The 24,264-nt window shown below is 67.8% G+C and carries 23 protein-coding genes; 9 read left to right on the top strand and 14 right to left on the bottom strand.

Features of this window, described 5'->3' with window-relative positions; genetic code table 11:
• Window positions 1-10 precede the first annotated feature (10 nt).
• Window positions 11-481, bottom strand: coding sequence for a hypothetical protein (locus CKW06_RS19735; protein ID WP_024956050.1), 471 nt, complete (start codon window positions 479-481; stop codon window positions 11-13).
• A gap of 5 nt (window positions 482-486) precedes the next feature.
• The gene (locus tag CKW06_RS19730; RefSeq protein WP_024956049.1) at window positions 487-933 is read right to left on the bottom strand and encodes a universal stress protein; all 447 of its coding nucleotides are present in this window, start codon (window positions 931-933) and stop codon (window positions 487-489) included.
• 141 nt (window positions 934-1,074) lie between these two features.
• Here CKW06_RS19730 and CKW06_RS19725 point away from each other — a divergent pair, with 141 nt between their 5' ends.
• From CKW06_RS19725 to CKW06_RS19710, 4 genes are all read left to right on the top strand, one after another.
• On the top strand, window positions 1,075-1,992 hold the full coding sequence (locus CKW06_RS19725; RefSeq protein ID WP_005411002.1) for a LysR family transcriptional regulator: 918 nt from the start codon (window positions 1,075-1,077) through the stop codon (window positions 1,990-1,992).
• Window positions 1,993-2,145: 153 nt separating this feature from the next.
• Window positions 2,146-3,675, top strand: coding sequence for an MFS transporter (locus tag CKW06_RS19720; RefSeq protein ID WP_012481237.1), 1,530 nt, complete (start codon window positions 2,146-2,148; stop codon window positions 3,673-3,675).
• A gap of 21 nt (window positions 3,676-3,696) precedes the next feature.
• The gene (locus tag CKW06_RS19715; protein ID WP_012481236.1) at window positions 3,697-4,779 is read left to right on the top strand and encodes an HlyD family secretion protein; all 1,083 of its coding nucleotides are present in this window, start codon (window positions 3,697-3,699) and stop codon (window positions 4,777-4,779) included.
• Window positions 4,776-6,188 carry an efflux transporter outer membrane subunit gene (locus CKW06_RS19710; protein ID WP_024956048.1) on the top strand — a complete coding sequence of 471 codons (1,413 nt, stop codon included), beginning with the start codon at window positions 4,776-4,778 and terminating at the stop codon, window positions 6,186-6,188. Before CKW06_RS19715 ends, CKW06_RS19710 begins: the two co-directional genes overlap by 4 nt.
• A 112-nt stretch (window positions 6,189-6,300) precedes the next feature.
• Here CKW06_RS19710 and CKW06_RS19705 read toward each other — a convergent pair whose 3' ends face one another.
• From CKW06_RS19705 to CKW06_RS19685, 5 genes are all read right to left on the bottom strand, one after another.
• Window positions 6,301-6,639, bottom strand: a complete 339-nt coding sequence (locus CKW06_RS19705) for a hypothetical protein (RefSeq protein WP_005414449.1) — start codon at window positions 6,637-6,639, stop codon at window positions 6,301-6,303.
• Window positions 6,640-6,716: 77 nt separating this feature from the next.
• Window positions 6,717-7,658 carry a DegV family protein gene (locus tag CKW06_RS19700; protein ID WP_005410997.1) on the bottom strand — a complete coding sequence of 314 codons (942 nt, stop codon included), beginning with the start codon at window positions 7,656-7,658 and terminating at the stop codon, window positions 6,717-6,719.
• 94 nt (window positions 7,659-7,752) lie between these two features.
• On the bottom strand, window positions 7,753-8,385 hold the full coding sequence (locus CKW06_RS19695) for a 2-hydroxychromene-2-carboxylate isomerase (RefSeq protein ID WP_005414448.1): 633 nt from the start codon (window positions 8,383-8,385) through the stop codon (window positions 7,753-7,755).
• A gap of 20 nt (window positions 8,386-8,405) precedes the next feature.
• Window positions 8,406-9,689, bottom strand: a complete 1,284-nt coding sequence (locus tag CKW06_RS19690; RefSeq protein WP_024956047.1) for an amidohydrolase family protein — start codon at window positions 9,687-9,689, stop codon at window positions 8,406-8,408.
• Complete coding sequence (locus tag CKW06_RS19685) at window positions 9,689-11,098, bottom strand: amidohydrolase (RefSeq protein ID WP_024956046.1); 1,410 nt, start codon at window positions 11,096-11,098, stop codon at window positions 9,689-9,691. The genes CKW06_RS19690 and CKW06_RS19685 overlap by 1 nt, the downstream gene beginning before the upstream one ends.
• 152 nt (window positions 11,099-11,250) lie before the next feature.
• On the opposite strand from CKW06_RS19685, the gene CKW06_RS19680 reads away from it, so the two are divergent.
• Window positions 11,251-12,027, top strand: a complete 777-nt coding sequence (locus CKW06_RS19680) for an AMP nucleosidase (RefSeq protein WP_005414446.1) — start codon at window positions 11,251-11,253, stop codon at window positions 12,025-12,027.
• Between the two features lie 43 nt (window positions 12,028-12,070).
• Window positions 12,071-12,610 (top strand): DUF924 family protein, encoded by a 540-nt coding sequence (locus CKW06_RS19675; RefSeq protein WP_024956045.1) that lies wholly within the window; start codon window positions 12,071-12,073, stop codon window positions 12,608-12,610.
• A gap of 119 nt (window positions 12,611-12,729) precedes the next feature.
• On the opposite strand, the gene grxD is transcribed toward CKW06_RS19675, so the two are convergent.
• Entirely contained in the window at window positions 12,730-13,656 is a 927-nt protein-coding gene (gene grxD, locus CKW06_RS19670) for a Grx4 family monothiol glutaredoxin (RefSeq protein WP_024956044.1), read from the bottom strand.
• A 59-nt stretch (window positions 13,657-13,715) separates the two neighbouring features.
• Between grxD and CKW06_RS19665 the strand changes: the two genes are divergently transcribed.
• Window positions 13,716-14,495, top strand: coding sequence for a polysaccharide deacetylase family protein (locus CKW06_RS19665; RefSeq protein WP_024956043.1), 780 nt, complete (start codon window positions 13,716-13,718; stop codon window positions 14,493-14,495).
• Window positions 14,496-14,570: 75 nt separating this feature from the next.
• Here CKW06_RS19665 and CKW06_RS19660 read toward each other — a convergent pair whose 3' ends face one another.
• Genes CKW06_RS19660 through CKW06_RS19650 form a run of 3 tightly spaced genes read right to left on the bottom strand, consistent with a single transcriptional unit; the run spans window position 14,571 to window position 17,187 of the window.
• Complete coding sequence (locus CKW06_RS19660; RefSeq protein ID WP_024956042.1) at window positions 14,571-15,287, bottom strand: class I SAM-dependent methyltransferase; 717 nt, start codon at window positions 15,285-15,287, stop codon at window positions 14,571-14,573.
• A 4-nt stretch (window positions 15,288-15,291) separates the two neighbouring features.
• Window positions 15,292-15,909, bottom strand: coding sequence for an SGNH/GDSL hydrolase family protein (locus CKW06_RS19655; protein WP_024956041.1), 618 nt, complete (start codon window positions 15,907-15,909; stop codon window positions 15,292-15,294).
• A gap of 3 nt (window positions 15,910-15,912) precedes the next feature.
• On the bottom strand, window positions 15,913-17,187 hold the full coding sequence (locus CKW06_RS19650; RefSeq protein ID WP_005414441.1) for a pyridoxal phosphate-dependent aminotransferase: 1,275 nt from the start codon (window positions 17,185-17,187) through the stop codon (window positions 15,913-15,915).
• A 114-nt stretch (window positions 17,188-17,301) separates the two neighbouring features.
• Here CKW06_RS19650 and rsgA point away from each other — a divergent pair, with 114 nt between their 5' ends.
• Complete coding sequence (gene rsgA, locus CKW06_RS19645; protein ID WP_032129866.1) at window positions 17,302-18,411, top strand: ribosome small subunit-dependent GTPase A; 1,110 nt, start codon at window positions 17,302-17,304, stop codon at window positions 18,409-18,411.
• A 209-nt stretch (window positions 18,412-18,620) separates the two neighbouring features.
• Window positions 18,621-19,874, top strand: coding sequence for a flavohemoglobin expression-modulating QEGLA motif protein (locus tag CKW06_RS19640; protein WP_024956039.1), 1,254 nt, complete (start codon window positions 18,621-18,623; stop codon window positions 19,872-19,874).
• A 439-nt stretch (window positions 19,875-20,313) separates the two neighbouring features.
• On the opposite strand, the gene CKW06_RS19635 is transcribed toward CKW06_RS19640, so the two are convergent.
• The 3 genes from CKW06_RS19635 to phbB form a co-directional block, all read right to left on the bottom strand.
• Complete coding sequence (locus CKW06_RS19635; RefSeq protein ID WP_024958497.1) at window positions 20,314-22,611, bottom strand: TonB-dependent receptor; 2,298 nt, start codon at window positions 22,609-22,611, stop codon at window positions 20,314-20,316.
• A 160-nt stretch (window positions 22,612-22,771) separates the two neighbouring features.
• Entirely contained in the window at window positions 22,772-23,296 is a 525-nt protein-coding gene (locus tag CKW06_RS19630; RefSeq protein ID WP_024958496.1) for a hypothetical protein, read from the bottom strand.
• Window positions 23,297-23,504: 208 nt separating this feature from the next.
• A complete protein-coding gene (phbB, locus tag CKW06_RS19625; RefSeq protein WP_024958495.1) occupies window positions 23,505-24,245 on the bottom strand; it encodes an acetoacetyl-CoA reductase in 741 nt (246 codons plus the stop codon).
• Window positions 24,246-24,264: the final 19 nt, after the last annotated feature.

Here is a 24,264-nt window from a genome sequence, read left to right as displayed (position 1 = left end):
GCGCGACGGCTTATCGCTGCCGCAACCAGCCGGTCGGATCGAGCAGCCTCAGCCCGACCGGTGACAACGAGCGCTGCCGCAACGGCAGGTTTGCCGCCTGCACGGCCATCGCACAGCGTGCCAGTTGCCGGCGCAAGGGTGCCAGCGTGTCGTCTTCGCGGGGCCGCGCATGCCGCCATTGTGCGATGCGCAGCAGGCAGACCAGCAGGTCCAATTCGCTGGCGGCAATGAAGGGAGAGCCGGCCGGCAGCAGATCGATCGGAGCGGCGGGGGTGGCCAGCAGCGGCAGCAGGCCGATGAAGGCGTCGCATCCCTCCTGGCCAAGCCCGAGTCCGCTCAGCTGGGCAAGGCCATCGGCGTGCAGATCGGGGTCGCGCAGCTGCCGTATCGCGCCCAGCAGCGCCTGTTCGCCGCGGCCGAACTGTCGACCGAAGGCGCGGTAGTTGACCCGGGTGGGAAACAACGGGGAACGGGAGGCCATGGTGGCTAGGGCTGTGGGTCGCGGGTTTCCACCAGCACCGGACAGGGCGCGTGGTCGATGGTCCATTGCCCGATCGAGGGTTCGAACAGGCGTTCCAGCCGGGACAGGTGGCGGTGGCCGATGACGATCAGGTCGCACTTCAGGCGCCGGGCCTGCTCGCTGATCACTTCGCCCGGGTCGCCGGAGGGAATCTGCGCGATGGCGTCGACGCCGCGTTCGCGCAGCTGGGCCAGGGCTTCGGCCAGCACCGCTTCGGCCCGCGAGCGTTGGCGGGCGGCTTCCGGGTACTCGATGCGGTCGGCTTCGCTGGCATCGGCCGCCAGCGCGAATTCGGGGTCGAGCACGCACAGCAGGTGCAGGCGGCTGTGGGGGCCGGCGATGGCGGCGGCCAGGTCCAGCACGCGCGCGTGCTGGGGGCCACCATCCAGGGCGACCAGCAGGGTATTGAACATGGATGTCTCCTTGGCAGGCCGGGGATGGTCGCCGATGTCACCGCGCGCACCCATGCCGTGCGCGTCAGTCAATGAATGCGTCGAACGCAATCCACCGTGGTTGCAAGTGCCGTAAATTCATCTGATTTACTGGAGACTGTCATGCCCCTGCCGGACCTGAACCTGTTGCTGGCACTGGACGTGCTGATTGACGAATGCAGCGTGGCCGCCGCCGCGCGCCGGATGAACCTGAGCGCGCCGGCGATGAGCCGTACCCTGGGCCGGATCCGCACCGCGCTGGGCGACCCGGTGCTGGTGCGTGCCGGCCGCGGTCTGGCGCCCACGCCCCGCGCCCTGCAGCTGCGCGAGCAGGTCCGCGATGTGATCGAGCAGGCCCACCGCGTCTTCAACGCCGGTCGTGAAGTGGACATGCGCGTGCTCGAGCGGACTTTCAGCGTGCGTGCCAATGATGTGTTCGTCGGTGGTTTCGGCGGGCGCCTGCGCGAGCTGTTCCGCCAGCAGGCGCCGCGCGCGGTGCTGCGCTTCGTGCCCGAAGGAGATACCGACGACGATGCGATGGCGCAGGGCCGGATCGACCTGTACATCAGCACGGCCGGCAAGCATGCGCCCGATACCAAGGTGCAGAACCTGTTCAGTACCTCGTTCATGGGCGCCGCGCGCGAAGATCATCCCTTGTTCGATGAGGAGATCAGCGCCGAGCGTTTTGCCGCCTGCGACCACATCGCGGTGTCGCGCCGCGGCTTGCCGCGTGGTCCGATCGACGATGATCTGGCCGCGCTGGGCCTGCAGCGGCGGGTGGCGCTGATCAGCCCGACCTTCCACGGCGCGATCTTCGCGGCGGCCGAATCGGACCTGATCCTGCCGCAGATGCCGAGCGTGATGCTGGAGCGGATCGTCAGCATGCGCCTGCCGCTGCGCCTGTTCCCGCTGCCGATCCCGGTGCGGACCGCCGCCATCGTGCAGGCCTGGCATCCACGCCTGGACAACGACGCCGCCCACCAGTGGCTGCGGCGGTCGATCAAGACCATGTGCGAAAGCGCAGGGGAGGCCCCGCGCTGACATCTGCATGCGTGCGACTGGCGCACGCCTGGGATGCGGGTCGCGCCATTTTTCGCAGGGTACCGGCTCCCTAGACTGCGCTCCCCGGAGTTTCACTGAGCGCATTCCAATGACCCCCAACATGCCGTGCACCGCACGGATAGGTGCCCGGCGATGAGTACGCCGGCCGCCGCTGTCCCGGCCGCCGCAGCGCCCCGTCCTGCCGCCGCCCCCGGGCTCGATCGCCGCATTCTGGTCGGCCTGTGTGGCGTGCTGCTGGCGGTGCTGGTGTCGGGCTTCAACGAGAACATCACCAAGGTCGCTCTGGCCGACATCCGTGGTGCGATGGGTTTCAGCGTCGACGACGGCAGCTGGATCGTCGCCCTCTACAGCGCGATGTCGGTCAGCGCGATGGCCTTCGCACCGTGGTGTGCCGCCACCTTCTCGCTGCGCCGCTTCGCATTGGCGATGATCGGTGGCTTCATGGTGCTGGGCGTGCTGTGCCCGCTTGCCCCGAACCTGCAGGTGTTCCTGCTGCTGCGCGCGCTGCAGGGTCTGTGCGGTGGCGCGCTGCCGCCGCTGCTGATGAGCGTGGCGCTGCGCTTCCTGCCCCCGGGCATCAAGCTGTACGGCCTGGCCGGCTACGCACTGACGGCGACGTTCGGCCCGAGCATGGGCACGCCGCTGGCCGCGTTCTGGGTCGAGCAGGTGGGCTGGCACTGGGCGTTCTGGCAGATCGTGCCGTACTGCCTGGCCGCCATGGCAATGGTCGGCTGGGGCCTGCCTCAGGACCCGCTGCGGCTGGAACGCTTCGCCCAGTTCGATGGCGTCGGCCTGCTGCTGGGCCTGCCGGCGCTGGTGCTGCTGGTGCTGGGCCTGGTGCAGGGCCCGCGCCTGAACTGGTTCGACTCGCCGATGATCACGCTGATGATCGGTGGCGGTGCCGGCCTGATGGTGCTGTTCATGATCAATGAATGGTTCCACCCCTTGCCGTTCTTCAAGCTGCAGCTGCTGGCCAACCGCAATCTCAGCTACTCGCTGGTGACGCTGGGCGGCGTGCTGTTCGTGCTGCTGGCGGTGATCTCGATCCCGTCCGGGTTCCTGGCCAGCGTGCAGGGCTACCGGCCGCTGCAGACCGCACCGATGCTGCTGTGGGTGGCGCTGCCGCAGGTGATCGCGCTGCCGCTGGTGGCGGCGCTGCTGAACATCCGCGCGGTGGACTGCCGCTGGGTGCAGGCCACGGGCCTGGCGATGCTGGCGCTGGCCTGCTGGCTGGGCTCGCACCTGGACGTGGCCTGGATCCGCGACAACTTCCTGTGGGTGCAGCTGCTGCAGGTGTTCGCGCAACCGATGGCGGTGCTGCCGCTGCTGATGCTGGCCACCGGCGGCCTGGCGCCGCAGGACGGCCCGTTCGCCTCGGCCTGGTTCAACACGGTCAAGGGCTTCGCTGCCGTGCTCGCCGGCGGCGTGCTGGATGCCGTCGCCCAGGGCCGCCGTCATTTCCATTCCACCGTGCTGGTCGATCGCCTTGGCGAGCAACCGTGGCTGGCCGATGGCCCGCAGCTGGGCGCGCGCCTGCATGCACAGGTACAGGCGCTGACTTCGGCCGACCTGTACTGGGTGGTCGCACTGGTGGCGCTGGCCTTCATTCCCCTCATTGCCTGGATGCCCACCCGCATCCATCCGCCACGTGCCGTGGCCTGAACCTTTCGCAGGAACCCCCTCATGACGATCAATCGAACCACCCTCAACACCGGCCTGGGCCTGGGCGTGCTGGCCCTGGCCGTCGGCGCGTGGCTGCTGCTGCGCGATGGCGGCCACCAGACCACCAACAATGCGTACGTGGTGGCCGACTACACCCTGGTAGCGCCGAAGATTCCCGGCTTCGTCAGTGCCGTGGAAGTCGAGGACAACCAGTCGGTGAAGGCCGGTGATGTGCTGGCCCGCATCGACGACCGCGACTACCAGGTCGCCCTGCAGGCGGCCCGTGCCGACCTCGCCAATGCCCGTGCACAGCTGGCCAATGCGCAGGCCGCACTGGCCCAGCAGGACTCGTTGATCGCGCAGGCCAGGGCCAGTGTCGATGTCAGCCGTTCCGAGCTGACCCTGGCCAGTGCCGACCAGCAGCGTTACCGCGAACTGGCCCGTGACGGCGCCGGTACCGTGCAGAACGCGCAGCAGGCGCAGTCGAAGCAGGCCGTGGCCAGTGCGCATCTGCAGCAGGGCCAGGCCGCGCTGTCGACCGCACGCCAGCGCACCGACATCCTCAGCGCGGGCGTGCAGGCTGCACAGGCGGCGGTGCAGCGTGCGGAAGCGGCGCAGGCACGCGCCGAACTGGATCTGTCGCACACCGTGCTGCGCGCACCGATCGATGGCATGGTCGGTCGCCGCGCGGTGCGCGTGGGTGCCTACCTGACGCCGGGTACGCCAGTGGCTGCGGTGGTGCCGCTGAAGCGCGCCTTCGTGGTCGCCAACTTCCAGGAAACGCAGATGACCCGCATGCAGGCCGGTCAGCAGGTCGAACTGAAGGTGGACGTATTCCCGGGCAAGCCGCTGCGCGGGCACATCGACAGCATTGCACCAGCCACCGGCGTCACCTTTGCTGCCGTCGCACCAGAGAACGCCACCGGCAACTTCACCAAGGTGGTGCAGCGCATTCCGGTGAAGATCGTGCTGGAGCCGGGCCAGCCGCTGCTGGACCAGCTGCGTGCCGGCATGTCGGTGGAAGCCAGCGTTGACCTGGGCAGCCGCGCGCGCGCGCAGAGCGTGCAGCACAGTCCGGGCCACAAGAGCGGGGAGGGCGCATGAGCGCAGTCACCGTGTTCCGCACCTTCGTTGCGGCCAGCCTGTGCACGGCCCTGGCTGCCTGCACGATGGGTCCGGACTTCGTACGCCCGCAGGCGGAACTGCCCAGCCACTGGCAGGGTGAGGCCGTCGCCGGCAACGCCATCGACCAGGACGCGGCCTGGTGGGCCGGTTTCGACGATCCGCTGCTGGGGCAGCTGGGCAACCAGGTGCTGGCGGCCAACCTGGACCTGCAGCTGGCGGCCAACCGCGTGCAGCAGAGCCGTGCTGCACGCGGCATCACCGCCGCCGATCGCCTGCCCAGCGTCAGCGCGAGCGCCAGTGGCGTGCGTGCACGCAACAGCGAGGTGGGCCTGAATGATCCGTCCGGCAACGGCGGCCGTGATGACTACGGGCTGTTCCAGGCCGGTATCGGCCTGAGCTGGGAACTGGACCTGTGGGGCCGCGTGCGGCGCCAGGTGGAAGCGGCCGACGCGCGCGTGCAGATGGCCGAGGAGGATGCACATGCAGTGCGCATCGCGCTGCTGGCGGAAACCGCGCGTGATTACCTGCAGCTGCGCGCGACGCGGCAGCTGCTGGCGATCACCGAGGACAACCTCAGCATCGCCCACGACATCAAACGCCTGACCGAAGCACGCCAACGCCAGGGTGTGGCCAGCACGCTGCAGGTGTCCAGCGCGGCCGCGCAGGTGGCATCGCTGCAGGCACGCATCGCGCCGTTGCGGCATCGCGAATCGCAGCTGCGCAATGCGCTGGCGTTCCTGCTGGCGCAGCCGCCGCAGGCGCTGGACGCGCAGCTGCAGGATGCACGCCGTGACTGGCCGGCGTTGCCGGCCGTAGCGGTGGGGCTGCCCAGTGAACTGGCCGAGCGTCGCCCGGACATCCGTCGTGCCGAAGCGGCACTGCATGCGGCAACGGCAGGCATCGGCGTGGCCAAGGCCAGTTTCCTGCCGCGCATCACCTTGAATGGCGACGCCGGCTTCCAGGCCAAGCAGCTCGATGATCTGGATGGCTGGAACGCGCACCGTTTCAGCATCGGTCCGTCGATCAGCCTGCCGATCTTCCAGGGCGGACGGCTGAAGGCCAATCTCGCGCTGAGCAGGCTGCAGCAGCAACAGTCGGCCCTGCAGTTCCGCCGTACCGTGCTGCAGGCATGGCACGAAGTGGATGACGCCATGGATGGCTACAGTGCCGAGCAGCAGCGCACGGTGCAGCTGCACGTGGCAGTGGATGAGAGCGAGACGGCACTGGGGGCGGCGCGCCGGCAGTACCAGGCCGGCGTGGTCGACATGCTGGACGTGCTGACCACCCAGCGCATCGCACTGGACAACCAGGCCGCGCTGGCCAACAGCCAGGCCACCGCCGCGATCGCGCGTGTAGAGTTGTACCGCGCGCTGGGTGGTGGCTGGTAGTGCCGGCCGCTGGCCGGCACCTTCATGGATGTTGCGGTTGCCGGCCAGCGGCCGGCACTACCTCGCGTCCCGGTAGTTGCCAACCAAGGTTGGCACCTACCAGAGCAGGGCCTCAACGCACGTCGCGCAGTTCCCAGTGGCTGCCGGCCAGCAGGCGCAGGCGCTGCTTGAACACATCACTGTCGATGCGGGTGGTGGCGACCAGGTTGATGCGCAGGTCCTTCTGCTCGCCGGTCACGGTGGCGTCCGGATCGGTCACGCCCCACTGCGGTTCCACCGCGTCCGGGTCGGGCTGCTTGGCCTTCCAGCGCTCGAACAGCGTGCCGCTGCGCAGGGCATCCTGCAGCTCTTCGGCGAAACCGGCGGCGCCCTGCGAGTGGAAGGACAGGTCAGGGTCATTGCCACGGGCCTTGGACGGGTCGGGCAGGCTGATGTGGTACTGCGCAGGCATGGAGTTCTCCTTGAAGTGCGGCAAGACTGGCACAACCGCAGTGGAATCGATGTGCAGATTCCGGCCGTGGCCAGCGCTCATTCGAACCGATGCGGCCCATCGGCGAAGCCTACGGTGACCGCGCCCTTGCCGACGTTGACCATGCCGGTCAGGCTCATCACCGATTCGTACACGGTCACGCCATGGGTGGCGCAGACCTCTTTCAGCTGTGCGTAGCCGGGCAGGGCACGCAGCTCGTCCAGTTCTCCGCCGTAGCTGACGCACACCGTCGGCGTCATCAGTCCGGCACGTACGCGCTGGCCGACCACCGCGAACAGCTTCTGCACGGCATTGTCGAATCCCTTGATCTTGGCCACCGGCCCGGTCTCGCCGCGGTAGCCATGCAGCACCGGCTTGATGTCCAGCGCGCTGCCCAGTGCGGCGCTGAGCAGGCCGACACTGCGGTCACCCTTGTGCCGTGCGCGCGCACGCATGTAGTACAGGTCACGGGTGACCATGTAGCCGTGCACGTTGCCGGCCAGTTCCTCCAGCCGCTCCCGGATCTGCTGCACGCTGGCGTTGCTCTCGCGCAGGCGCACGGCTTCCACCGCCGTAACCGCCTGCGCGGCGAACAGGTTCTGGGTATCGAGCACGCGCAGCGCGAACGGTGAGTTGTAGCCTGCCGCCTGGCGCACCGGCTTGTAGTCGTTGAGGATGGCGAAGCTGGCCTGCAGCGCGTTGTCATGGATCGGGCTGCGGGTCTTGGTGATGGTCATGCAGAACACGTGGTCGTAATCGATCACCAGCTGCTGCAGGAACAGGTCGCGGATCTGGTTGACACTGAAGGGAATGGTTTCCGCCTCGGCGCCGTGTTCGGCCACGTGCGCGTGCAGGAAGCTCAGCGTGGCCTGCTCATCGCGGTGATCGGCCAGCACGGCTTCGCCGATGCGGACGGTGATCGGCAGCAGCACGATGTTGTGCTCGGCAATGAAGTCCTGCGGCAGGTCGCAGGCCGAGTCGACGACGATTCCGATGCGCATCCGCGGCTCCCCCTCCAGGGCGGTTGTAGGTTCGGAAACGTGAAATCTATCTCAAAACCAGAGCCCGCGCCCGAGGGAAAGGCGCCACCCCTGTTCAGCGATCGCGCTGTACCGCCACCGGCAGGCTGTCCAGGCGTTGCCATTCGGGCTGCTGCAGCAGGGCGGGATCGGCCAGCACGGCCGCCATCAGCGGATGGGCGTCGTTGCCCCAGAACAGTTCCTGGTCGATGGCCAGGGTCGGGACCCCGAACACCCCGGCGCCGATTGCGGCCTCGGTGTTGCGCCGCAGCTGTTCCTTGACCGCCGGGGCGGCGATGGCGCTGGCGACATCCTCGATGCCCAGCTGCGCACCCGGTTCGCGCAGGGCCTCGGCGCTGTCACCGGCATGGCCGTCGCGCCAGATCCAGTCGAACAGCACGTCCACCGCCTGTGCGCTGGCTCCGGCGGCCAGGCACAGGCGCAGCGCCGACAACGGATTGAACGGATGGCCGGGCGGGAAGCGCATCGGCGTGCCCTCGGCCTGCGCGGTCCATTGCAGCTGGCGGTACATGAAACGGCGCTTGGCCGGAATCTCGGCCGGCCCGAGATTGCCCAGGTGATGCAGCACCGCGCCGAAGGCGATCGGCACGGTCTGGATCTGCGCGAACTGCGGCAACTGTTTCAGCTTCTGCCAGTGCAGGTAGGAGTAGGGCGAGACGAAGTCGAAGTACCAGCGCAGGGTGGCCATGGTGGTGTCCTTCAATGCGGTCAGGGCTGCGCATTGCGCTGCAGGTAGCGATCACGCAGGTCGGTCTGGCGCGAGCGCATCGGCATCGCACGCCCGCCCAGCCAGACCTGTTCGGCATAGTGCGCCACGTCCAGCGGGTCGCCTTCCCACAGCACCAGGTCGGCGCGCTTGCCGGGCTCGATGCTGCCGATCTGGTCGGCCACGCCGAACGCCTGTGCGGGTACCCGGGTCAGCCCGGCCAGACCGTCAGCCCAGGGCAGGCCGTTGGCCACTGCATTGCCAGCCAGCTGGCGCATCTTGCGCGCGTTGTGGGTGGCATCGCCGCGCTGCACGAAAGAAACCGCCACGCCGGCACGCTGCAGGCGCGCGGCGTTTTCCAGGGTGGCACCGAGCTGGTCGAAGCTGGCCGGCAGGTTGGCCAGCACGTCGACGAATACCGGCACGTGCGCAGCGGCCAGCTCCGGCGCGACCTGCCAGGCTTCGCTGGCACCGGCAATGGCGATCTTTACCTTCTCGCGTGTGGCCCAGCGCAGCAGCTGGCGGATGTCCGAGGCACGATCCACCTCCACCACGATGCGGCCCTGGCCGGCCAGGTAGCGACTGAGCGTACGGCGCCCGGCCGGGGTCAACAGCGCGTGCGGCGAATCCACAGCAACCTGGCCGCGAGCTTCGTCGACCATCTGTTGCAGCAGCATCCATTGCGCGGCGCGCGAATGGCCGGTCAGTTCGGAGGCGGCCGCGCCGATGCGCAGGAACAGGGCACGCGGGCCGATCGGGTCGGCGCTGCCGTCCAGCCGCATTACGCCGCCCTGGCCGGCCACGAAACCACCACCAGTGGCTGCCCCCAATGCAGTGAAGCCGATGCCTTCCAGGCGCGTGACCGGAATCAGCACCGAGGCCGGGTTGTAGGCGAGCGTGACGTCGAATTCCGGGCGCAGCGGCTGCTCACCGAGCTTCAACGAACTGTCCACCGTGCTCGATTCACCCGAGACCTCTTCGATGCCGGTTTCGGTGATGCCACCGAACAGGGCCGGGGTCAGCGGCCTGCCATTGGCTTCGACCACGGTCGCCCCGGCCGGCGCGGACAGGCCGGGGCCGACCGCGCGGATGATGCCACCCTGGACCAGCACATCGGCGTTGTGCAGGCTGCCGCGTGCGCTGGCCGTGTGCACCGTTGCGTTGCGCACCAGCAGGTCCTGTGCCTGTGCGGATGCGGAGATGCAGGCCAGCACCATGACAGTAGCGCCGAACCATGCTCGGCTGCCCTTCGCGGCAGACTGCGTCAACTGCTTGAGCACCACCATCAGCGCACCTCCTGGCCAAGCTGGAAATCAGAACGCGGCGGCGCTGCCGGTGCACTGCGGTCGTACAACCTGCGGCCATCAATGAAGACCTGCTCGGCCAGCGCATACGAACTGAAGGGGTTGCCGTTCCAGACCACCACGTCGGCCATCTTGCCGGCCTCCAGGGTGCCGGTCTGGCCTTCAATGCCCAGCGCCTTGGCAGCGTTGGCGGTCATCCAGGTGATGGCGTGTTCGGGCGTGATCTCCGGCATGCGCGCGCGGCGCGCGGACGCCATCACCTTGGCTGCTTCCTGGTTCAGGCGCTGGATGCCCTCGGGTGAATCGGAGTGGACGATGGCGCAGCTGTTCTTCGGCCGGTCGACCAGCGCGATGTTCTCCGGAATGCCGTCGAAGGCTTCCATCTTGAAGCCCCACCAGTCGGCCCACAGCGCACCGCAGACGCCGTCGGCGGCCAGCCTGTCGGCCAGCTTGTAGGCCTCCACGCCGTGGTGGAAGGCGGCTACCTTGAAGCCGAATTCCTTGGCCAGATCGAGCATGGTGGCCATCTCGTCGGCGCGGTAGCAGTGGATGTGCACGCGGATGTCGCCTTCGATCGCGCCGGCCAGCGTGTCCAGCTTGAGATCGCGCTTGCCGCCGGCATCACCGGCGCTGTCGCCCTTGTCGCTGCCGAACCAGCTCTTGCGCTTGGCCGGCTTGGGTTTGTTCTTGGCGATGTAGTCGGCGGCATCGATGAAGGCGGCACGATAGCCGGCCACGTTGCCCATGCGCGTGGCCGGGGTCACGCCCTTGCCCTCGCCATAGACCCGCTTGGGGTTCTCGCCGCAGGCCATTTTCAGGCCCCACGGCGCACCGGGGAACTTCATCGCCTGGTAGGTGATGGCCGGGACGTTCTTCAGCGTCACGCCGCGGCCACCGACAAGGTTGGCCGAGCCCGGCAGTACCTGCATGCTGGTCACGCCGCCGGCCAGCGCGGTGGCGAAGCCCGGGTCCTGCGGCCACACCGAGTGTTCGGCCCAGACGTTGGCGGTGACCGGTGCGGTCATCTCGTTGCCGTCGCTGTGCGCACCGACACCCGGGCTGGGATACACGCCCAGGTGCGAATGCACGTCGATCAGGCCCGGAGTGACCCACTTGCCCTGTGCATCAATGCGGGTGACGCCCGCATCGGCCTGCAGCTGGCGGCCGACGGCAACGATGCGGCCGTCGCGCAGCAGCACATCGGCGTTGTCCAGGCGCTGGCCGGTACCGGTCAGCACGGTGGCGTTGTGGATCAGTACCGGCGCATCGGGATGGGCCTGGTAGGTGCTGGGGTAGGGATCGGCGACAAAGCGCGAGGCGCCCACCGCCGGAGCCGTACTCAATGAAAGCAGCGCCAGGGCCACCCCGGCGCGCAACAACGTCGATGCCATGCAGTTCCCCTTGCAACCTGGTCCAACCGCCGACGCTAGCCCGGTGGTGGCGGGCTTGCCAAGTGACCTTCTTCACAGGACGGTCGACGGCGGCTCGACTGCACCGGCCGGGTGGCCGAAAATACCCGGTCCCCCGCCGTACCGGACCGCCCATGAAAAGCAAGCAGGAAATCGTCGACAACTGGCTGCCCCGGTATACCGGGGTGCCTCTGGACCAGTTCGGCCAGCACATCCTGCTGACCAACTTCGGCGGCTACCTGCATACCTTTTCCGAGCTGACCGGTGCGCCGGTCATCGGCCTGGACCGGCCGATGGCAAGCGCCACGATCGACGGCATCACCATGATCAACTTCGGCATGGGCAGCCCCAATGCCGCGATCATCATGGACCTGCTGTCGGCGGTGATGCCCAAGGCGGTGCTGTTCCTGGGAAAGTGCGGCGGCCTCAAGCGCAAGAACCAGCTGGGCGACCTGGTGCTGCCGATCGCTGCGATCCGTGGCGAGGGTACCTCGGGTGACTACCTGCCGCCGGAAGTGCCGGCGTTGCCGGCGTTCGCGCTGCAGCGTGCGGTCTCGACCATGATCCGCGACCTCGGCCACGACTATTGGACCGGTACCGTCTACACCACCAACCGCCGGGTCTGGGAGCATGACGAGGCCTTCAAGGAGCGGCTGCGGGCGATGCGCTGCATGGCCATCGACATGGAAACCGCCACCGTGTTCGCCGCCGGCTTCGCCAACCACATCCCCAGCGGCGCGCTGCTGCTGGTCTCGGACCAGCCGATGATCCCCGATGGGGTCAAGACCGAGGCCTCCGATGCCAAGGTCAGCTCCCAGTTCGTGGAAAACCATATCCAGATCGGTATCGAGGCGCTTAAGCTTATCCGGCGCAACGGCAAGTCGGTCCGCCACCTGCGCTTCGACGAATGATGATGATGGCCTGGCGCGGCGCGCCGGCCCTGGGGAGTAGGTGATGGACGTTGCCGCGCAAGTGGTGGAATTCTGGAAAGAAGCGGGCCCTGCGAAGTGGTTCGCCCGCGACGATGCGTTCGACGCGCAGTTCCGCCAGTTGTTCCTGGATGAGCATTTCGCCGCCGCTTCGCGCGCGCGCGAGCATTGGCTGGGCAGTGCCGAAGGGGCATTGGCGCTGATGCTGCTGCTGGACCAGTTCCCGCGCAACTGCTTCCGTGGGACCGCCCATTCCTACGCCACCGATGGCCTGGCCCGGCACTACGCCATGCGCGCCATCGAGGAAGGCCTGGACCTGCAGCTGGTACCGAAGCTGCGCGCCTTCATCTACCTGCCGTTCGAGCACTCCGAGGATCCGATGGACCAGGACCGTTCGGTGGCGATGTTCGACGTGCTGGGTGACAAGGAGTACCTGCAGTACGCCGAACTGCACCGCGACATCATCCGCCGCTTCGGGCGCTTCCCGCATCGCAATGCCGTGCTCGGTCGCTTGCCCACGGCGGAAGAGCTGGATTACCTGGCCGAAGGCGGCTTCGCCGGGTAGGTCCACGCCATGCGTGGATGCAGAAAACGCCGGCGAATGCCGGCGTTTTCTGTGCTGGGGCCAGAGCCCTTTCCTGCGGAAAGGGATCCGACCCCAAGTCGACCCCATGCCGGGGCCGATCAGTACTTCGGCACGCCGTTGTCCACGTCTTCGGACCAGGCATTGATGCCGCCGGTGACGTTGAACACCTTGGTGAAGCCCAGTGCACGGAACTGCTCGGCAGCCTGTGCGCTGCGGCCGCCGTGGTGGCACATGAAGGCCAGCGCGGTGTCCTTCGGCAGGGCTTCCAGCTCCGCACGGCCGTTGCCGTCGAAGCTCCTGAACGGCACGCCGACGGCTGCGATGGCGCGCTCGTCGGCCGGGCGCACGTCCACCAGGGTGATGTTGCCGGCGCGCACCAGGTCGTCGGCATCACGCACGCTGATTTCCTGTACCGGCTTCGGCGCGTTCGGGTTGTCGATCGCCAGGCCCTTGCCGCGGATGTCGTCCACCCAGTCGATGGTGATGCCGTTGGCGCGACGGGCGCTGGACAGGTCGAACTGCACGCGCAGCCCATTGGACTCGGCAGCGATCGCGCCTTCGTCATGCGGGGCCAGCTGGAAGTTCGGCTGGAAGCCGGCGTCGATGGTCAGCTGCAGGGCAGCGCCCGGGGCGTCGGCCAGCGCGCCCTTGAGCATTTCCACAGCGGCCGGGGTGACGGTGATGCTCGGCGGGGTGCGGTCCGGTGCGGCCAGGCCCAGCACGCTGCTCAGTTCGCCGCTGGCGGCCATCTGCAGCACGATGTCGCTGCCGCCGACCAGTTCGCCGTCGATGTACAGCTGCGGGATGGTCGGCCAGTCGCCGTAGGCCTTGATGCCTTCACGGATTTCCTGGTCGGCCAGCACGTTGACGTGGGCGAACTCGACACCGAGGTCCTGCAGCGCGCCCACGGCCTTGGCCGAGAAGCCACACTGCGGCATCGACGGCTGGCCCTTCATGAACAGCACGACGCGGTTGGCGTTGAGGATGGATTCGATGCGCGAACGCAGGGCGGGATCGAGGGACATGGACGTCGGGGTTCCGGGAATTCGAATCATCAATTCTACCCCCCATGGCATCATGGGGGATGAGCAACGCAGGAACATTGCATCGCATCCCGACCCGGCCCTGGCGCTGGCTGCCCTGGCTGGTGGCGTCGCAGTTGGCCGTGATCCTGGTATGGGTACTGGCAGGCTGGCACTGGGCCCTGCCGCTGATGGTGGCCAGTCACGCGCTGTTCATGGTGCCGATATTCCTGCCCAACAGCCGTTTCTACGCGCCGGTATTGAGCCGGGTGCCGGACGCTGGCAACAGTGTCTGGCTGACGATCGATGACGGACCCGGCCCGGAAACCCGTGCCGTGCTCGACCTCCTGGACCGCCACCAGGCGCGTGCGACCTTCTTCCTGGTGGGGGACCGTGCACTGGCGCAGCCGGAACTGGTGGCCGAGATCCTGCGCCGTGGCCACGATCTCGGCAATCACAGTCTCAGCCACCCGCAGGCCCGCTTCTGGCGCCTGGGCCCAGCGGCGATGCGGGCCGAGATCGAAGGCTGCCAGCATGCGCTGCAGGCGCTGAGCGGGCATCCGGTGCGCTGGTATCGCTCGGTGGTGGGCATGACCAACCCGTTCGTGGCGCCGGTGTTGAAGGCGCTGGGCCTGGTGCGCGTGGGCTGGAGTGCCCGCGGTTACGACCGCGTCAGCTGCACGCCGGAGGGCGTGCTGGCGCGGTTGCTGCCGGACCTGCGCCCAGGGGCCATCGTGCTGCTGCACGAGGGCGCCGCCCACGGCCACAATCTGGCGATCATCGAGCGCGTGCTGCAGGCGCTGGACGAGCGCGGCCTGAAGGCGCGGCTGCCGGTCAGCTGACACGGATGCAGTAGCGCCGGGCGATGCCCGGTGGGTTCCACGGGCGCCGCTGCGCTCGCCGGGCATGGCCCGGCGCTACCGGTTCCGCCGCGCTACCAGCAGCCAGCTGTTGAACGGCGTACGCCCATGCAGTGGCCGGGGGGCGGCCACCTGCAATCCCGCTTCGGTCAGTGTCGCCTGCAGGACCTGCGGGTCAGGATAGTGGCGCGGCCGCGTGCCCATCCAGCCGACCAGCCAGGCCAGCCGATCCGCCACCCGCGTGGTGCGGTCGCGGCCATCGCCGGTGGCCAGCGGCGTGCGCAGCAGCAGGCAGCCGCCGGGGGCCACCCGTGCACTGGCCGCGCGCAGCAGTGCCTGCTGTGGGTCCGCGTCCAGGTACTGCAGCACGTCCAGCAGCAGGACGTGCCCGGCCTGCGCCGGCAGTGGCGCCTGCACGTCCACGCAGTCGAAGCGCACGTCATGCAGCTCGACGGCGGCACGTTGCGCGCGGGCGATCTTGCCCGCATCCACGTCCACGCCCAGGTAGCGCTGGGTGCCGCCGCGCTGGCGCAGTACATGGGCGAACAGGCCCAGCCCGCAGCCGAGGTCCAGCACCGGCTGCCCGTCGTCAGGCAGATGCTGCAGCACGCCGTCGTACAGCGGATCGCTGCCGAGCTTGCCGCGGGTGTAGTAGTAGTCGCGGCGGCTGCCCCAGGCCTGCGCCGGGCGGAACGCTTCGGCGATCAAGCGGGCCTGCGGGGCCGTCAGGGGAGCACAGGGCAGGGGCGGGCCGTTCCGTGGCGTGCCGTCCATCGCCTCAGTCCGTGCCGCCAAGCAGATGCGCGGCAACCGGCAGCGCGCGCGCGCTCCACAGGGCGTACATCCGCGCTGAAGGATGCAGGCCGTCCTCGGCGATCATCGTCGGGTCTTCGCCCTGCGCGCGGCTGATGTCGGTGATGTCGACGAAGGCTGCGCCGTGCCGGGTACTGATCACCTCGGCGGCGGCATTGAATTCGTCGGTCTCGATCTCGATCGCGGCCAGGTCGCGGCCACTGCCGACACCGAACGGGGTGGCGCCCCAATCGGGGAAGGACAGCACCAGCACGCGGCCGGCATCACCGCCGGCGAAGCCGATCGCCCGCTGCAGCAGGGCCTGGAACTGGCTGCGGTACTCGTCCAGCGGACGCCCGCGGTACTGGTTGTTGACGCCGATCAGCAGGCTGACGAAATCGAACGGGCCCTGCGGTGCAGCCGCGTCGATACCCGCATCGAGCTCGTCGGTCGTCCAGCCGGTGGTCGCAATGGTCTGCGGGTCGGCCAGCGCCACGTCCTGCGCGCGCAGCGCGGCGGCCAGCTGGTGTGGCCAACGGCCTTCGACTGCAACCGCTTCACCGATGGTGTACGAATCGCCCAGCGCCAGGTAGGACAGCGCCACGGCTCAGGCCACCGAGCGGCGAGGCTTCAGCGGCACGACCTTGGTCGCGTCCTCGGCACGCCGCGCCAGCACGCGGTCGATGCGCGCGAACACATCGCGCATCACCGAGGCCTCCGGCATCAGGGTCACGCGGAAATGATGGCGGTAGGGCACGTTGAAGCTCGAGCCCGGCACCACCAGCACGCCTTCGTTGTTCATCAGGTCCAGCGCGAAGTTGTGGTCGTCGAAGCCCTTCGCAGCGGCGCCGACCACGGCCGGGAACGCGTACAGCGCGCCGGCCGGTGCGACCAGCGACAGGTGCTCGCTGGCTTCGCAGGCCTCGATGACCGCGCGGCGGGTTTCATACAGGCGGCCGCCCGGCGTGCACAGTTCGGAAATGGTGTCCGGACCGTTCACCGCGGCCTCGATGGCGTACTGGCCCGGCACGTTGGCGCACAGGCGCAGCGCGCCCAACAGGTCCAGTGCCGCGCGGAAGTCACCCAGGCGGGCATCGTCGCCGCTGAGGTGGGCCCAGCCCACGCGCCAGCCGCAGGCGCGGTGCACCTTGCTCAGGCCGCTGAAGGTCAGGCACGGATGATCACCGGCCAGCGGCGCGACCGGCTGGAACACCGCGTCGTCGTACAGGATCTGGTCGTAGATCTCGTCGACCAGCAGCAACAGGTTGTGGCGGCGTGCGATCTCGACCACGCGCTCCAGCAGTTCGCGCGGGTAGCTGGCGCCGCTGGGGTTGTTCGGATTGATCAGCACGATGGCGCGGGTGCGCGAGGACACCAGCGTCTCGATCTCGCTCGGGTCCGGCTGGAAGCCGTTCTCCGGTGCGCAGCGGTAGTACACCGGACGGCCATCGTTGAGGATGGTCGAGGCCGACCACAGCGGGTAGTCGGGCGAGGGCACCAGCACTTCATCGCCCGGGTTGAGCAGCGCACGCAGCGACAGGTCGATCAGTTCGCTGACGCCGTTGCCGAGGAAGACGCGGTCCGGGTGCGCATCGGGCGCGCCACGGCGGGCGTAGTAGCTGGCGATGGCTTCACGTGCCACCGGCAGGCCCTGCTGGTGCGTGTACGGGTCGGTGCGGCCCATGTCGTCAGCGATCGCACGCTGCAGGTGCTCCGGCGCACGGAAGCCGAAAGCGCCCGGATTGCCGATGTTGAGCTTGATCAGCTTGCGGCCCTGCGCCTCCAGCTCCCGGGCTCGCCGCGCCAGTTCTCCGCGGATTTCGTAGCGCACTTCGGAAAGGCGCTCGCGGATGGCCAGGGGCTTGGGCGAGTTGGTGGACATGGGAGCTGGGCCGTCAAAAGGCATGGGGCTTCCATCCTACCGGAATTGCTGCAATGCATGGCAAGGGCGCCGGGCCCGTCATTGCTGGGCTGGCAGGGCGTCGGCACAGGTAGAATGGCGGCGATGACCCAGACCCCCGATTTCATCGCCCTGCAGACCATTGGCTGGCCCTGGCCGGGCCCGGCGCAGCAGGCCGACTGGCAGGCCGCGATGGCCGCACATCCGCAGGCCCGCCCGGCACGGGTGATCGAACAGCACCGCACCCACTACGTGGTGGCCGATGGCCCGGATGCGTCGATCAAGGCCGAGTCGCTGCCGGAATGGCAGCGCCCGCGCTTCCCCAGCCATGAACGGCCGGCGGTGGGTGACTGGGTGCTGCTCGATGGCATCCGCATCGTCGCCCTGCTGCCGCGTCGTACCGCGATCAAGCGTGGTGCTGCCGGCGAGCATTACCACCAGCAGGTGATCGCGGCCAACATCGATACGGTGTTCATCGTCTGCGGCCTGGATGCCGACTTCAATCCGAGGCGCATCGAACGCTACCTACTGCTGGTCGGCGGTGGTGGTGCCGAACCGGTGGTGGTGCTGACCAAGGCCGACCAGACCGAGTACAGCGAAGACGCGCTGGCGGTGCTGGAAGAGCTGGAGATGCAGGGTATCGCCCTGCATGCGATCAATGGCCTGGATGCCGACAGCGTGGCGGTGCTGCAACCGTGGCTGGGCCCGGGCCGCACGGTGGTGCTGGTGGGCTCGTCCGGTGCCGGCAAATCCACGCTGACCAACACCCTGCTCGGCGAGCAGCGGATGAAGACCAACGCGGTGCGCGCCAACGATTCACGTGGACGCCACACCACCACGCACCGCGCGCTGATGCCGCTGCCGACCGGCGCCTGCCTGATCGACACCCCCGGCATGCGCGAGCTGAAGCCGACCGGTGAAGAGACGCTGTCCGAAGGCGGCTTCGCCGATATCGAAGCCCTGGCCGCACAGTGCCGTTTCAACGACTGCAAGCACCAGCAGGAACCGGGCTGTGCCGTACGCGCAGCGATCGAAGCAGGTGAGATCGAAGAGAGCCGGCTGCTCAACTACTTCAAGCTGAAGGAAGAAGTGGCCGCCGCCGCCGCCAAGCTGGCGGTCCGCCAGGCCGAGACCGCGCAGGAGCGTGGCGGCAAGAAGGGCAAGGGCCAGCAGTTCCGCCCGGCCGGCAAGCCGCGTAGGCGCTGATCGGTACCGCGGGGGCGGATCCCATTGCACCGCAATGGGCGCTGACCCCTGCAATGAACCCGCCTCTGTCTGCTTCGGGCGGATGCCAACTGCCCGCTCCTGACAGGTGCCAACCCTGGTTGGCACGGGTGTGTCCGAAGCCCGCCGTCGGCGGATGCCAACCAACGTTGGCACCTACCAAAGCAAGGGCAGGGCGCTATAGTCCGCGCATGGAACCGACTGCGACGCTGGACCGTGACGTGGCCCACCATGCAGCGCTCGATGCGCGCCTGGTCGAGGCCGTGGGAGGCATCCGCCTGCTGGGCCTGACCAGTTGGCCGGCAACGGTGCAGGCACCGTTCCTGGATAGCGTGGCACGTGGTCAGCCGGTGCTGCCGAAGGTGGATTACCCACGGCTGGACTTCAGCGAAGAACGTCGCGCGCTGGCCGCGATCGCCGCCGACTGCGACGACAGCCACCCACTGGGCCACTACGTGCGACAGTCGGCGCAGAGCTGGGACCTGGCCGCGCAGCTGCTGGAAGGGCTGGGCACCGCGGCGGTCGATACCTGTTCGGTGCAGCTGTTCGGCGCACCCGAGCAGCCGCTGCCGGGCAATGGCCCGAGCACGCGCGAAGCAGCGCGCCACTTCATCCAGATTGCCGCCGAACTGGACCACGAACTGCTGGCGCCGGAAGAGCAGGTGCCAGTGTCGGCCATCGCCCTGCAGCTGCAGCTGCAGAACGACCTGGATGCCTTCTTCGAATCGCGCATCATCCAGGTACAGCTCGACCCGGAACTGGTGTCCAAAGCAGCTGCCGGCCCGACCCGCATCCGCCTGCGCACCAGTGCGCGCTTCAGTGCCTACGACCGCGCGCAGCTGTTCCACCACGAAGCGCTGGTGCATTCGCTGACCGCATTGAATGGCCGCGAACAGCCGGTGCTGCCGAGCCTGGCATTGTCTTCGCCGCGGGTGACCGCGACACAGGAAGGCCTGGCCACGTTCGCCGAGCAGATCACTGGCAGCATCGACATCGAGCGCCTGAAGCGCATCAGCCTGCGTACCGAAGCGATTGCGATGGCACGCGAAGGCGCCGATTTCATCGAAGTGTTCCGCTATTTCTGCGATGCGGGGCAGAACGCAGAGGAGAGTTTCGCCTCGGCACAGCGCGTGTTCCGCGGCGTGCCGCCGAGTGGCGGCCTGGCCTTCACCAAGGACACGGTGTACCTGCGCGGCCTGGTGTCGGTGCACACCTTCTTCCGCCACATGCTGGCCGAGGACCGCTTGCAGGTCTGTCGCTGGTTGTTCGCCGGCAAGATGAGCCTGACCGATGCGATCGCGTTCGCGCCGTTGTTCGAGGCGGGGGTGCTGAAGCCTCCGCGCTGGCTGCCGCACTGGGTGAGCCGGGCGAATGGCCTGGCCGGGATGCTGGCGTTCTCGCTGTTTGCCAACCGGATACGGATGGACCAGCTGGCGCCGGAATGAAATGCGTTGGCGGGATGATGCGCTGGCGCCTCGATTGATGTCGCTGGGCGGCGGTGGGGCACCCTGGCCAGGACACGCCGTAAACCCATCCATGGGGGCTCGATCGGCGCATCCATGCGCCTCACGGTCCTGGCCAGGGTGCCCCACCGCCGCCAGACAGTTTCCCGCGCGGGGGGCAGCACATCACCGCGCCGAAGGGATTGCGCTTGAAAAGCAAAGAGCCGGGCAATGCCCGGCTCTTTGCTTTTTGCTCTTCTTTGCCTTCCGCACCGTGGCGCGGGAAACCGTCGAGCAGGGTCGGATGGGCCGGCGCAGGACCGTTGGCGCCATGGATGGCGCCATCGAGCCCCCATGGATGGGTTTACGGCGTGTCCTGCGCCGGCCCATCCGGCCCTGCCCCGCGACGATAATCAAGACGCCGCGGGGCAACGCTTTCGACTTAGAACTCTGCCGCCACCGTCATGAACAACTGCCGCGGTGCGCTCGCATGGATCGCATAACGCGTGCCCTTCGGATCAGTCGGTGCGAACGAACTCAGCTGGCCGGCATAGCGCTTGTTGGTCAGGTTGGTCGCATTCAACGACACCCGCACGTTGCGCAGGCCCAGGCCGGGGCCGAAGTCGTAGCCCGCGCCGGCGTCGAAGGTGGTCACGCCCGGTACCGACTGGTCGTTGGTGTAGGTGTAGTAGCGCTTGCCGGTGTACTTGGCACGCAGGCTGGCGAAGAAGCCATCGCGGTTCCAGCTGATCTCACTGGAGGCCATGCGCTGCGGCGTATCCACCGTGATCTTGCCGGCCACCGGAACGATGGCGCCGCCCGAGGTGTAGTCATCCTCGTAGGTGGTCTTGTTCCAGGACAGCGCGTTGTACCACTGCAGGCCGTCGATCGGCTTGAGGATGAAGGTCAGTTCCGCGCCGTAGCTCTTCACCGAACCGACGTTGATGAAGCGCGTCACGCACTCCGGACGCGTGCCGACTTCGATGCTCGAGCACGGGTTCAACGACAGCAGGCGGTTGTCGAACTTCACGTTGTAACCCGCGATCGATGCCTGGTACTTCTCGCCGAAGGTACGGAAGCCGGCTTCCAGGCTCTTGGACTTCTCCGGCTCCAGGCCGGCGCTGGCCGCGAACGATTCCGGCGACACCTGCAGCGGGCCGCCGCTGCCACCGCCGACGAAGGCGGCGATGTTTTCGGCGTACGAGGCGAACAGCTCGTTGTTGGCGTTGAGCTTGAAGCCCAGGCCCACCTGCGGCAGCACCGATTCCTTGGCGGTCAGCGTGCCCGAGGCGATGCTGGTTTCCACGCCCGGCTGGGCGGTGGCACGCATGCGGGTGTTCGGGCTCTTGATGCCCACGTCCACGGTCAGGCGCTGGTCCAGGAAGCGCATGCGGTCCTGTACGTAGAACTGGCGCGTGCGGATGTCGAAGTCCTGGTTGAACAGCAGGCGGTCCGGGTTCTTCAGGTACAGGTCGTCCAGGAACGGGCCACTGATGTAGTAGAAGTTGCGCGAGACGTTGTGGTCGTTCTGCTCATACCACAGGCCGGCTTCCAGTTCGTGGATGCCCACCGTCCACGACAGCGCGGCGGTCAGGCCGTCGCGGTTGATCGTGTAGTTGGTGCTGCGGATCGAGATCGGCAGCATCCTGTCGGTGCCCGGGTAGGACGGCTGGCCCGGTGCCCACCAGTGGCCCTGGCCACGGTTGTCGTGGTGGTAGGCCAGCAGCTTCAGGCGGCCCTGCTCGCCCAGGCGCAGGTCGGCATCGACCGAATAGAGATTGTCGTCGCGCAATGCGCGGCTCTGGTAGTAGGCATCGTCGATGCTGTTGACGCCGCCGCTGAACTTGCAGCGTGCCTTGTTGTAGGTGCCCGGCGCGCAGTACGCAGCGGCGACGGCGCGATCCCAGTCCGGCGCGTAGATGTTCCAATCCCAGCCCAGGCCACGCGCCAGCATGTCCTTGGACAGGTAGGCGTAGTTGGCCTGGCTGGCGCGCGAGGTGGCCACGAACGCACCGAAGCGGTGGTCGCCGACATTCCACACTGCCTTGGCGTTGAACTGGCGGGTGGTCTGGTTCTGGTAGGGCGCGGCCCACATGTCCTGGTCCTGGTGCACGCCGGACACATAGGCCGAGAAGCCGTTGATGTCACCGGTATCCACGCGCAGGTAGCCACGGCGCTGGCTGTTGTCGCCGACGGTGACGCTGGCGCGGCCACCGAACTCGGTGGACGGGTCCATCGAGAAGTACTGGATGGTGCCGCCCAGGTTGCTGGTCGAGGCCACGCCCAGCGAACCGATGCCCTGCGACAGCTCGGCACCGGCCAGGTTCTCGGCGATGATCGCGCGGGCGATGCTCAGGCCGTTGTAGTTGCCGTAGCTGTTGTCGCCCAGCGGGATGCCGTCCAGCGTGTAGCCGAGGCGGCTCTTGTCGAAGCCGCGCAGGCTGATGGTCTGCGATTCTTCGTTGGCGCCGAAGGCATCGTTGGACTGCACCGACACGCCCGGCAGGCGGTCGAGGACCTTCTGGCCGCTGGTGCCCGGCGGCAGGACCTGCTTGTCGACGGTGGTGATGCGCTGCACCTGGCGGGTCTCGCCCTGGCCGATCACGGAGACGGTATCCAGCGTCTGCGCGCTCAGCGCGGCATCGGTGCTGGCGCCGGTATCGGCGGCGGTGGCGGCATGGGCGCTGGCGGCGGCGGAGAGCGCGATCGCCACGGCGATCGTCAGGTGTCGGGTCTGCATGGTGGTCCGTTGCATTGGGGGTGGTCACCGGCACGCGTGCGCGGTGCATGGCCACTATGCGAACGGAACATGAAACCTTCTTTACGAAAAACCAACGAAGGGTGCAGGGCAGTGGTGCGCGTCCTGCAACATGTTCGTCATGGTGGTAGGCCGGTGGGAATCAGAAGCGCTCCCCTGGCCAGCTCAACTTGAGCTGGTTCATGCAGTCACGGTCATGTTCGGAGAATGAGAACCCGATCTGGATGCCGTTCTCTACCGTGCCGAACACCGTCGACTCGTCCAGGCTATGTCCTGACGGGACGGAAAGGACATTGAAGTCGGGGTAGCGACGACCCATCTGCTTTCGCGAGATGCAGGCGCCGCCCAGCGACAGCGTAATGCCTTTGATGATTCGCCCCGACGCATCGGTGTGGATCTGGCCAGAAGGCCCCTTGATCCTCCCGGCGACCACGAATGGCCCCAGATCGATGGTGGCGCTGTCGCCCCGGCCCCTTCTTGCTTCCGAACGCGAGCCGGCCGGAGCCAGTGGCGATAGCTGCGCGACAAGGTCAGAGCGTGCCAGCTGCAGGGACCAGCGTTCCACGAGCCGCCATGTTGCATCCGCCTCATCCGCAGTGGCAGCAGGTGGCGTGGCCGCCAGTGGCGGGGTGGCGACCACAAGAAGCGCAATCAGCAATGCACGCATGCCAACCTCCTTGATCCGCGATTCCGGCCGTTCATCCATCGGGCTCAGCGAGCGTTGGCAGGTATAGCACCGGTTCTGCCGATGTATCGGGCAATACGTCCCGAAAATGCAGAAACAAAAAAGGGGCCGGATCCCCCTAGCAAGCGAAGGTTCACCGGCCCCGCGCACTCCGTGGGGGAGGCGGTCCACGCGTTGCGTGGAGACGGGCTCAACCCATGTACAGGCCACCGTTGACCGGATAGTCGGCACCGGTCACATACGAGGCTTCATCCGACGCCAGCCACGCGCACAGGCCGGCCACTTCCTCGGGGCGGCCCAGGCGGCGCACTGGTACCGAGGCGGCCAGCCGGTCCAGCACATCCGGCGGGAAGCTGCTGATCGCCTGGCTGGCGATGTAGCCCGGCGACAGCGTGTTGACGGTGACCCCGCGCGACGCAACTTCGGCAGCCAGCGCACGGCTGAAGCCATGCATCGCGGCCTTGGCGGTGGCGTAGTTCACCTGTCCGATCTGTCCCTTGTGGGCACTGACCGAACCGATGTTGATGATGCGGCCCCAGCCCCGCGTGGCCATGCCGTCCACCACCTGCTTGGTCAGGTTGAACAGCGCGTTGAGGTTGGACGCGATCACCGCGTTCCAGTCCTCCACCGCCATCTGCCGGAACAGCAGGTCGCGGCTGCCGCCGGAGTTGTTGACCAGCACGTCCACTTCACCGACTTCGGCGCGCACCTTGGCGAACGCGGCGCTGGTCGAGGCCCAGTCCGTCGCGTTGCCTTCGGAGGCGATGAAGTCGAAGCCCTGTTCGCGCTGCTCGCGCAGCCAGTTGGCCTTGCGCGGCGAGTTCGGCGCGCAGCCGGCAACCACGGTGTGGCCGCTGCGGGCCAGGCTCTGGCAGATGGCAGTGCCGACACTGCCCATTCCACTGGTGACGTAAGCGATTCGAAGCGTCATTGCAGAAGGCTCCTTGGCA

This window comes from Stenotrophomonas maltophilia (assembly GCF_900186865.1).
In the GTDB taxonomy this organism is placed as follows: Bacteria; Pseudomonadota; Gammaproteobacteria; order Xanthomonadales; family Xanthomonadaceae; genus Stenotrophomonas; species Stenotrophomonas maltophilia.
This window is presented reverse-complemented; position numbering and strand designations above follow the sequence as displayed.

Excerpts from the sequence above, each read along its gene's own strand:
- CKW06_RS19665 (WP_024956043.1), top strand. The coding sequence starts at position 13,716 with ATGAGCAACGCAGGAACATTGCATCGCATCCCGACCCGGCCCTGGCGC.
- CKW06_RS19715 (WP_012481236.1), top strand. The coding sequence starts at position 3,697 with ATGACGATCAATCGAACCACCCTCAACACCGGCCTGGGCCTGGGCGTG.
- CKW06_RS19720 (WP_012481237.1), top strand. The coding sequence starts at position 2,146 with ATGAGTACGCCGGCCGCCGCTGTCCCGGCCGCCGCAGCGCCCCGTCCT.
- CKW06_RS19695 (WP_005414448.1), bottom strand. The coding sequence starts at position 8,385 with ATGGCCACCCTGCGCTGGTACTTCGACTTCGTCTCGCCCTACTCCTAC.
- CKW06_RS19675 (WP_024956045.1), top strand. The coding sequence starts at position 12,071 with ATGGACGTTGCCGCGCAAGTGGTGGAATTCTGGAAAGAAGCGGGCCCT.
- CKW06_RS19705 (WP_005414449.1), bottom strand. The coding sequence starts at position 6,639 with ATGCCTGCGCAGTACCACATCAGCCTGCCCGACCCGTCCAAGGCCCGT.
- CKW06_RS19640 (WP_024956039.1), top strand. The coding sequence starts at position 18,621 with ATGGAACCGACTGCGACGCTGGACCGTGACGTGGCCCACCATGCAGCG.
- CKW06_RS19735 (WP_024956050.1), bottom strand. The coding sequence starts at position 481 with ATGGCCTCCCGTTCCCCGTTGTTTCCCACCCGGGTCAACTACCGCGCC.
- CKW06_RS19660 (WP_024956042.1), bottom strand. The coding sequence starts at position 15,287 with ATGGACGGCACGCCACGGAACGGCCCGCCCCTGCCCTGTGCTCCCCTG.
- CKW06_RS19635 (WP_024958497.1), bottom strand. The coding sequence starts at position 22,611 with ATGCAGACCCGACACCTGACGATCGCCGTGGCGATCGCGCTCTCCGCC.
- CKW06_RS19685 (WP_024956046.1), bottom strand. The coding sequence starts at position 11,098 with ATGGCATCGACGTTGTTGCGCGCCGGGGTGGCCCTGGCGCTGCTTTCA.
- CKW06_RS19630 (WP_024958496.1), bottom strand. The coding sequence starts at position 23,296 with ATGCGTGCATTGCTGATTGCGCTTCTTGTGGTCGCCACCCCGCCACTG.
- CKW06_RS19725 (WP_005411002.1), top strand. The coding sequence starts at position 1,075 with ATGCCCCTGCCGGACCTGAACCTGTTGCTGGCACTGGACGTGCTGATT.
- CKW06_RS19700 (WP_005410997.1), bottom strand. The coding sequence starts at position 7,658 with ATGCGCATCGGAATCGTCGTCGACTCGGCCTGCGACCTGCCGCAGGAC.
- grxD (WP_024956044.1), bottom strand. The coding sequence starts at position 13,656 with ATGTCCCTCGATCCCGCCCTGCGTTCGCGCATCGAATCCATCCTCAAC.
- rsgA (WP_032129866.1), top strand. The coding sequence starts at position 17,302 with ATGGCGGCGATGACCCAGACCCCCGATTTCATCGCCCTGCAGACCATT.
- phbB (WP_024958495.1), bottom strand. The coding sequence starts at position 24,245 with ATGACGCTTCGAATCGCTTACGTCACCAGTGGAATGGGCAGTGTCGGC.
- CKW06_RS19710 (WP_024956048.1), top strand. The coding sequence starts at position 4,776 with ATGAGCGCAGTCACCGTGTTCCGCACCTTCGTTGCGGCCAGCCTGTGC.
- CKW06_RS19690 (WP_024956047.1), bottom strand. The coding sequence starts at position 9,689 with ATGGTGGTGCTCAAGCAGTTGACGCAGTCTGCCGCGAAGGGCAGCCGA.
- CKW06_RS19650 (WP_005414441.1), bottom strand. The coding sequence starts at position 17,187 with ATGTCCACCAACTCGCCCAAGCCCCTGGCCATCCGCGAGCGCCTTTCC.
- CKW06_RS19680 (WP_005414446.1), top strand. The coding sequence starts at position 11,251 with ATGAAAAGCAAGCAGGAAATCGTCGACAACTGGCTGCCCCGGTATACC.
- CKW06_RS19730 (WP_024956049.1), bottom strand. The coding sequence starts at position 933 with ATGTTCAATACCCTGCTGGTCGCCCTGGATGGTGGCCCCCAGCACGCG.